The organism is Cellulomonas sp. P4_B5_2, assembly GCF_056402235.1.
The window spans coordinates 1-7801 of the sequence record NZ_JBFUHU010000174.1 but is presented as its reverse complement, the minus strand read 5'-3'; the positions used below and the strand labels follow the sequence as shown (position 1 = coordinate 7801).

Genomic DNA, 7801 nt, shown 5'->3' with positions numbered 1-7801 from the left:
CCGTCGGCCTGCGCGCGCTGGCGCACCCGCTGCTGGCGTGGGGGCTCGGCACCGCRCTCGGCCTGCCCGCGCACGCGCTGCTCGCCGTCGTCGCGATGGCGTCTCTGCCGACCGCGCAGAACGTCCTCGTCTACGCGATGCAGTACCGGCACGGCGAGGCGCTCGCGCGCGACGCCGGGCTGATCACCACGATCCTGTGCGTGCCCGTGCTCCTGGTCGTCGCAGGCACGCTCGGCTGATCAGGGCAGGCGCGCGCCCTCGGGGATCTCGATCCGGTCGTAGGCCAGCACGTTCGGCACGCCACCGGACTGGCTCGCGTGGTGGAGCACCTCGGCGTTCTCCTCGACCGCGACGGCCACCTTGAACGCGAGCTTGAGCGAGACGCCCACCGCGAGCAGCCCGTGGTTGGCCCACACGACCGCGTTGACGTCGTCGCCCATCAGCTCGGCGCTGCGCCGGCCGAAGTCCGCGTTGGTGGAGAACTCGAACGGCATGACCGGGATGGTGCCCTTGGCGTACAGGACCATGTTGAGGAGCACCGGGTCGATCTGCCGGCCGAGGACGCCGAGCACGTTCACGAACGTCGACTCCGTGTGCACGATCGCGCGGGCGTCGGGGCGGCGGCGGTAGTGGGCCAGGTGGACGGGCAGCTCGGTCGACGGGAGCAGGTCGCCCTCGAGCACGGTGCCGTCCATCGCGACGACCACCATGTCGTCCGGCGACATCGCGTCGTAGCGCACGTCGGACGGGGTGATGACGATCGCTTCCGTGCCGTCGTCGGCGGTGAGCCGCACGCTGATGTTGCCCTGCGTGTTGAAGTTCAGTCCGCAGCGGACCGACTCGCGGCAGTAGTAGAGGATCTCCTCCCGCACCTGCACGCTCGCGAGCGAACGAACTGACGTGTCGATGCTCATGGCACCCTCTCCATCGATCGATTGAATCCTTTCATCAGGATTCCGCGCAGAGTCACCCGCAGCGAGGGACCTTGGTCCCCGGGTTCGCCCGGCAACCCGCAGCACGATGGCGATGTCGACGCGCGGGCTCGTCCGCAGCGGTCCCGCGCGCCGGCACTCCAACGGCTCACCAGGTGCTGTCGCCCCGGATCACCACGTCCGAGCCGCCGTCCACGAAGACGAGCTGCCCGCACAGGTGGGTGTTCTCCTCGCTGACCAGCCACGCGTGCAAGCGCGCCGGCACCTCGGGCTGCATGTACCCGTGCAGCGGCATCGGCACCACGTCGGCCATCGCCGCGCGCTGCTCCTCGGTCGCGATCATCTCGGCCGTCATCGGGGTCTCGACGATCCCGGGGCCGATCCCGTTCAGCGGGATGCCCGCACCGGCCCACTCGGCCGTCGCAGCGTGCCGACGCATCCAGCGGCACAGTGCCACCTTGGTCGACGCGTAGATGATCTGGCCGAGGTCGGCGTCGACGAGCTCCTGTGCGCGCTCCATCGCCTTGGTCTCGTCGCCCGCCAGAGCGGCCTCGACCAGGAGGTCGTCGTGCGGCATGAGGCTCGCCATGGAGCTGGTGAGGGAGGCGCGCGGCGCGTCGGAGCCGAGCAGCAGCGGTCGCAGCCCGTCGAGGGTGGCCACGGCGCCGAAGAAGTTGACGGCGACGGTCGCCGCGACGGGGAGCGCCAGGCCGGCGTTCGCGATGACGGCGTCCACGGTGCCGCCGCTGAGCTCCCGGACCTGCTCGACCATGGCCGCGCGGCCCGCGACGGTGGACAGGTCCGCGACGACCTCCGCGTCGTGGACGTCCACGCCGATGACTCGGTCACCGCGGTCACGCAGGATCTCTGCGGTCGCGAGCCCGATGCCCGATGCCGATCCGGTGATGACGACGGTGCGCATGATGACCACTCCTCGGGACTGGGCCCGACGCCTTCGAGGGGCCTCGTCTCCACGCTAGGAAGATGCGCTCGTGCGCGGCTACGGACCTTCGACCCTGCGCTCGGCGGCGGCCCACTGACGGTCGGTCGGACCCCCGGTGGCACCCGGCTCGTAGCGCCGCAGATCCAGCCCTCGGGCGCCCACCGCGCGCAGGTCCGCGAGGCTCCCGGACAGCACGCCGGCCGCCCGCGCCTGCACCAGGACGTTGCCCAGCGCGGCACCCTCGACCGGCCCGGCGACCACCGGCAGGCCGGTCGCGTCCGCGGTCAGCTGGCAGAGGAGCTCGTTGCGGACTCCCCCGCCGACCACGTGCACCACGTCGATCGAACGGCTCGCCAGGTCTGCCGCCTGCCGGACCGCCCGCCGGTAGGCGAGCGCGAGCGAGTCGAGGATGCAGCGGACCGTCTCGGCCTGCGACTGCGGGGGCGTCTGGCCCGTCCGGGCAGCCTCGGCCGCGATCCGGGTGGGCATGTCGCCCGGCGGCAGGAACGCGGGCCCGTCGATGTCGACCACCGTGGTCAGGGCCGGGACGCGGGCCGCGGCCGCGAGCAGGTCCGGCAGGTCGGCGGGCAGACCGGCCTCGTTCCAGGTGCGGATCGACTCCTGGAGCACCCAGAGGCCCATGACGTTGCGCAGGTACCGGACCGTGCCGTCGACGCCGGCCTCGTTGGTGAAGTTCGCGGCGCGGCTCTCCTCGGTGAGCACCGGGTGGTCCAGCTCCAGGCCGACCAGCGACCAGGTGCCGCAGGAGATGTACGCGAAGTCGGTGCCGGTGGCGGGGACGGCGACGACGGCCGACGCGGTGTCGTGCGAGCCGACCGTCCAGACCGGGACCTCCCCGAGGAGCGTCGTGTGGCCCAGCAGCTCGCCGGCGTCGCGCAGCGGCGGGAGCAGGTTCTCCGCGATGCCCAGGGCGGCCGCCACGTCGAGGGCCCACTCCCGGGTCGTCGCGTCGAGCAGCCCGGTCGTCGACGCGTTGGTCACCTCGGCCACCCGCACCCCGGTCAGCCAGTAGCCGAGCAGGTCGGGCACCAGCAGCATCCCGCGGGCCGACGCGAGCGCCGCCGTCCCCTGTGCGGCGACCAGCTGGAACACCGTGTTGAACGGCTGCACCTGCAGACCCGTGCGGGCGTAGAGCTCGGGTGCGGGGATCGTCGCGAAGACCTTGTCCGGCACCCCGTCGGTCCGCGCGTCCCGGTAGTGGAAGGGGGTGCCGAGCAGCTCTCCGTCACCGTCCAGCAACCCGTAGTCGACGGCCCACGAGTCGATGCCGACACCGTCCAGCGCGCCGACCTCCCGGGTGGCCGCGCGCAGCCCGTCGAGGATCCCTCGGTACAGCCCGATCACGTCCCAGTGCAGCGAGCCGCCCACCCGGACCGGCCCGTTGGGGAACCGGTTGACCTCGTGCAGCGCGACGCGGTCGTCGACCACCGACCCGACGATGACCCGCCCCGACGAGGCGCCGAGGTCGACGGCCGCGAACGCGCTCATCGGCGGGCCCCCGCGAGATCGAGGGTTCGCCGCGAGATCGTGGGTGCGAACCCGCGATCTGATGCCGAACCCCCGATCTCGAACGCCATCCGGCTCATCGCAGGAAGGCCGCTGCCACGCCGGAGTCGACCGGGACGTGCAGGCCCGTGGTCTGCACCAGGTCCGGGCCGGTCAGGGCGAACACCGCCGCGGCCACGTGCTCCGGCAGGACCTCGCGCTTGAGCAGGGTGCGCTGGGCGTAGTAGGCGCCGAGCTCGGACTCGGGCACCCCGTAGGTGGCCGCGCGCTGGGCGCCCCAGCCGCCGGCGAAGATCCCCGAGCCGCGCACGACGCCGTCGGGGTTGACCCCGTTGACCCGGATCCCGTGCCCGCCCAGCTCGGCGGCGAGCAGCCGGACCTGGTGGGCCTGGTCGGCCTTGGTCGCCGAGTACGCGATGTTGTTCGGCCCGGCGAACAGGGAGTTCTTCGAGGCGATGTAGACGATGTCCCCACCCATGTCCTGGGCGATCATCGCCCGCGCCGCCTCCCGGGAGACCAGGAACGAGCCGCGGGCCATCACGTCGTGCTGCAGGTCCCAGTCCTTGGCGGTGGTCTCCAGCAGCGGCTTGGAGATCGACAGCCCGGCGTTGTTCACCACCAGGTCGATCCCCCCGAACGCCAGCGAGGTCTCCGCGATCAGCCGGGCGATGTCCTCCTCGGAGGTCACGTCGGCCTTGACCGCAATCGCGACGTCGGGACCGCCGAGGCTGTCCGCAACCTCCTGGGCGCCCTCCAGGTTGAGGTCCGCGATCACCACGCACGCACCCTCGGCGGCCAGGCGCTCGGCGATCGCCCGGCCGATGCCCGACCCGGCCCCGGTGACCAGCGCGACCCGGGTGGCCAGCGGCTTGGGCTTCGGCATGCGCGCGAGCTTGGCCTCCTCCAGCGCCCAGTACTCGATCCGGAACTTCTCCGCCTCGTCTATCGGCACATAGGTGGAGATCGCCTCGGCGCCGCGCATCACGTTGATCGCGTTGACGTAGAACTCCCCGGCCACCCGGGCGGTCTGCTTGTCCTTGCCGAACGAGAACATCCCCACCCCCGGCACCAGCACGATCGCCGGGTCGGCGCCGCGGATCGCCGGGCTGTCCGGGGTGGCGTGCCGGTCGTAGTAGGCCTGGTAGTCCGCGCGGTAGGTGGCGTGCAGCTCCTTGAGCCTTCCGACGACCTCCTCGACCGGCGCGCCGGCGGGCAGGTCCAGCACCAGCGGCTTGACCTTCGTGCGCAAGAAGTGGTCCGGGCAGGACGTGCCGAGCTCGGCCAGACGGGCCAGCTCCGCGCGGGACACGAAGTCCAGCACCACCGACGAGTCCGTGTAGTGGCCGACCTGCGGCTTGTCCGTCGAGGCCAGCCCCCGGATCACCGGCGCCAGCGCGGCCGCACGGGCGCGACGCTCCTCGTCGGGAAGCGGCGCCTGCACCACGTCACCGAACGGGTGCGGACCCGTCGTCGAGGCGATGAACTCCTCCGCGGTCCGCACGATGTGCAACGACCGCGCCTCGGCCTCGTCGGACGTGTCGCCCCACGCGGTGATCCCGTGGCCGCCCAGGATGCACCCGATGGCCTGCGGGTTCGCGGCCTTGATCGCCGCGATGTCCAACCCCAGCTGGAACCCCGGCCGACGCCACCGCACCCACACCACCGCGTCCCCGAACACCTGCCGGGTCAACGCCTCCCCGTCGGCCGCCGTCGCGAACGCGATGCCCGAGTCCGGGTGCAGGTGGTCCACGTGCGCGGCGCCGACCAGCGCGTGCATCGCCGTGTCGATCGACGGCGCCGCACCCCCCTTGCCGTGCAGGCAGTAGTCGAACGCGGCGACCATCTCGTCCTCGCGCTCCACCCCCGGGTACACGTCGACCAGAGCGCGCAGCCGATCCAGGCGCAGCACGGCCAGGTTCTTCTCCGTCAACGTGCCCAGGTCACCCCCCGAGCCCTTGACCCAGAGCAACTCGACGTCGTCACCGGTGACCGGGTCCGTCGCGGTGCCCTTCGCGGACGTGTTGCCGCCGGCGTAGTTGGTGGTGCGTGGGTCCGCCCCGAGTCTGTTGGACCGTGCGACCAGCTCCTGTGCCACCGTGCTCATGCGCCCCACCCCGCCTGTGTGCCGCCGACGCGCTCGGCGATGATCGTCTCCGCGTAGCCCGATGCCTTGTACGCCCGGATCGGGTCGGGGTCGAGCCCCTGCGACTCCCGCAGCTCGGCCAGCAGCGGCCGCACGTCGGTGTTGTACGCGTCCATCACCAGCGCGTTCGCACCGAGCACGTCACCGGCAAGCTGAGCCTCGAGCAGCGCCTCGGCGTCGACCAGCAGCGCCTTCGCGGTGGCCTCCTGCACGTTCATGACCGAGCGGATCTGCCCCGGGATCTTCGGCTCGATGTTGTGGCACTGGTCGAGCATGAAGTTGACCCCCGAGTCCGGCGCGAGCGCCCCGGACTGCACGATCTCGTGCATGATCCGGAACAGCTGGAACGGGTCCGCGGAGCCGACCATGAGGTCGTCGTCGGCGTAGAACCGGGAGTTGAAGTCGAACGCGCCGAGCCGCCCGGCGCGCAGCAGCTGCGCGACGATGAACTCGATGTTGGTGCCCGGCGCGTGGTGCCCGGTGTCCAGCACGACGAACGCGCGGTCGCCCAGAGCCAGGCAGTGCAGCAGGGACGTGCCCCAGTCGGGGATGTCCATCGCGTAGAAGGCGGGCTCGAAGAACTTGTACTCGAGGATCAGCCGGTGGTTCGGGTCCAGGGCCGCGTAGATCTCGGCCAGCGAGTCGGCGAGCCGGTCCTGGCGGGCGCGCAGCGAGTCCTGGCCGGGGTAGTTCAGGCCGTCCGGCAGCCAGATCTTCAGGTCGGTGGAGCCCGTGGCGCGCATGACGTCGACGCACTGCAGGTGGTGCGCGACGGCCTTCTTGCGCACGTCCGCCGACGGGTGCGTCAGCGAGCCCAGCATGTAGTCGTCGTCCTGGAACAGGTTCGAGTTGATCGCCCCGATGGACACCCCGAGCCCAGCGGCGTGCGCGGCCAGGTCGTCGTAGTCGTCCACCAGGTCCCACGGGATGTGCAGGCTGACCCGCGGCGCCACTCCCGTGTACTTGTGCACCTGGGCGGCGTCGGCGATCTTCTCGTAGGGGTCGCGCGGCACCCCCTGCTGCGCGAACACCTTGAACCGGGTGCCCGAGTTCCCGAACGCCCAGGAGGGAAGCTCGATCGTCTGCTGGGCCAGGGCATCGGTGATGGTCATGCGGGGAGCTCCTGTGGGTGGGTGGGGAGGCCGGCTGCGTGCAGCTGGTCCTCCAGGTGGAACACCTCGTCGAGGACGTGGAAGCCCTCGTCGGGACTGCCGTCGGCGACGAAGAACTCGCTCATCTCGGCCTGCCAGCGCGGGTTGACCGCCGTGCGGGTCATGGCGTCCTGGGCGGCGGCGTAGTCGTCGGTCTCGAGGTAGCCGACGAGCAGCCCGTCCGGGGCGAGGAACAACGAGTAGTCGCGCCAGCCGGTGTCGCGCAGTGCCTCGAGCATCTCGGGCCAGACGGCGGCGTGCCGGGACCGGTACTCGTCCAGCCGGTCCGGCCGGACGCGGGAGATGAAGCACACGCGGGACATACGGCTGCCTTCCTCGAATCGCCTTTGAAACGATTCACGCACTCTATGTAAGCGTTTACCAGTGTGTCAAGAGTCGGGGCGCGGGCGCACCCCGGTATGCCGGCGTCGCCGAGCTTGCGACCCGCCCGAGGGCGCGATTCCCGCACGGCCTCTCCCTTGAGGTCGGTGAATCGATTCAGTACGCTGCACCGTACGCGCGCGGCTCCCGGCACACAAGAGTCGTGACGTCATCGTGATGCAGCGAGGCACCACGATGGCCTCCACGGAGGGAACTAGCATCGGGCCGCACGCTCGGTGCTCGAGGGAGAGGACGGTCGATGTCGACGACGACACGAGGACGCGCAGACCGCCGACCCTCCATCACGGACGTCGCCAAGCGCGCGGGCGTCTCGGTCGGCACCGTCTCGAACGTGCTCAACCGCCCGGACCAGGTCAGCGACGCCACGCGCGACCGCGTCCTGGTGGCCATCGAGGAGCTGCAGTTCGTCCGCAACGCCTCGGCCCGACAGCTGCGCGCGGGGACCATCCAGACGGTCGGCGCCATCGTGCTCGACATCGCGAACCCGTTCTTCACCGAGGTCGCCCGAGGCGTCGAGGACCGGCTGGCCGCGGACGAGTACACCCTCATGCTCTCGTCCTCCGACGAGGACCCCGAGCGCGAGGCCCGGTACCTGCGGCTGTTCGAGGAGCACGGCGTGCAGGGCGTCATGGTCACCCCGTCGGCCGGCTCGCTGGACACCCTGCTGGCCCTGCGCGACCGCGGGATCGACGTGGTCCTGCTC

General features: G+C 71.3%; 8 protein-coding genes. 2 read left to right on the top strand and 6 right to left on the bottom strand.

What is annotated here, in order from left to right; translation table 11 throughout:
- Positions 1 to 239, top strand: a 239-nt coding sequence (locus tag AC1DUQ_RS13290) for an AEC family transporter (RefSeq protein ID WP_477073937.1), incomplete at its 5' end; no start/stop codon positions are given.
- On the opposite strand, the gene AC1DUQ_RS13285 is transcribed toward AC1DUQ_RS13290, so the two are convergent.
- The 6 genes from AC1DUQ_RS13285 to AC1DUQ_RS13260 form a co-directional block, all read right to left on the bottom strand.
- Positions 240 to 914, bottom strand: coding sequence for a class II aldolase/adducin family protein (locus tag AC1DUQ_RS13285; RefSeq protein WP_477061003.1), 675 nt, complete (start codon positions 912 to 914; stop codon positions 240 to 242).
- Positions 915 to 1080: 166 nt separating this feature from the next.
- Positions 1081 to 1854 carry an SDR family oxidoreductase gene (locus tag AC1DUQ_RS13280; protein WP_477061002.1) on the bottom strand — a complete coding sequence of 258 codons (774 nt, stop codon included), beginning with the start codon at positions 1852 to 1854 and terminating at the stop codon, positions 1081 to 1083.
- Between the two features lie 78 nt (positions 1855 to 1932).
- The gene (locus AC1DUQ_RS13275) at positions 1933 to 3384 is read right to left on the bottom strand and encodes a rhamnulokinase (RefSeq protein ID WP_477061001.1); all 1452 of its coding nucleotides are present in this window, start codon (positions 3382 to 3384) and stop codon (positions 1933 to 1935) included.
- 94 nt (positions 3385 to 3478) lie between these two features.
- Positions 3479 to 5506, bottom strand: a complete 2028-nt coding sequence (locus AC1DUQ_RS13270; RefSeq protein ID WP_477061000.1) for a bifunctional aldolase/short-chain dehydrogenase — start codon at positions 5504 to 5506, stop codon at positions 3479 to 3481.
- The gene (gene rhaI / locus AC1DUQ_RS13265; protein ID WP_477060999.1) at positions 5503 to 6657 is read right to left on the bottom strand and encodes an L-rhamnose isomerase; all 1155 of its coding nucleotides are present in this window, start codon (positions 6655 to 6657) and stop codon (positions 5503 to 5505) included. Before rhaI ends, AC1DUQ_RS13270 begins: the two co-directional genes overlap by 4 nt.
- Positions 6654 to 7019: an L-rhamnose mutarotase gene (locus AC1DUQ_RS13260; protein WP_477060998.1), complete on the bottom strand. Its 366-nt coding sequence runs from the start codon at positions 7017 to 7019 to the stop codon at positions 6654 to 6656. The genes rhaI and AC1DUQ_RS13260 overlap by 4 nt, the downstream gene beginning before the upstream one ends.
- Before the next feature lie 317 nt (positions 7020 to 7336).
- Here AC1DUQ_RS13260 and AC1DUQ_RS13255 point away from each other — a divergent pair.
- On the top strand, positions 7337 to 7801 hold a 465-nt coding region (locus AC1DUQ_RS13255), incomplete at its 3' end, for a LacI family DNA-binding transcriptional regulator (RefSeq protein ID WP_477073936.1).

Excerpts from the sequence above, each read along its gene's own strand:
- AC1DUQ_RS13270 (WP_477061000.1), bottom strand. The coding sequence starts at position 5,506 with ATGAGCACGGTGGCACAGGAGCTGGTCGCACGGTCCAACAGACTCGGG.
- AC1DUQ_RS13285 (WP_477061003.1), bottom strand. The coding sequence starts at position 914 with ATGAGCATCGACACGTCAGTTCGTTCGCTCGCGAGCGTGCAGGTGCGG.
- rhaI (WP_477060999.1), bottom strand. The coding sequence starts at position 6,657 with ATGACCATCACCGATGCCCTGGCCCAGCAGACGATCGAGCTTCCCTCC.
- AC1DUQ_RS13260 (WP_477060998.1), bottom strand. The coding sequence starts at position 7,019 with ATGTCCCGCGTGTGCTTCATCTCCCGCGTCCGGCCGGACCGGCTGGAC.
- AC1DUQ_RS13275 (WP_477061001.1), bottom strand. The coding sequence starts at position 3,384 with ATGAGCGCGTTCGCGGCCGTCGACCTCGGCGCCTCGTCGGGGCGGGTC.
- AC1DUQ_RS13280 (WP_477061002.1), bottom strand. The coding sequence starts at position 1,854 with ATGCGCACCGTCGTCATCACCGGATCGGCATCGGGCATCGGGCTCGCG.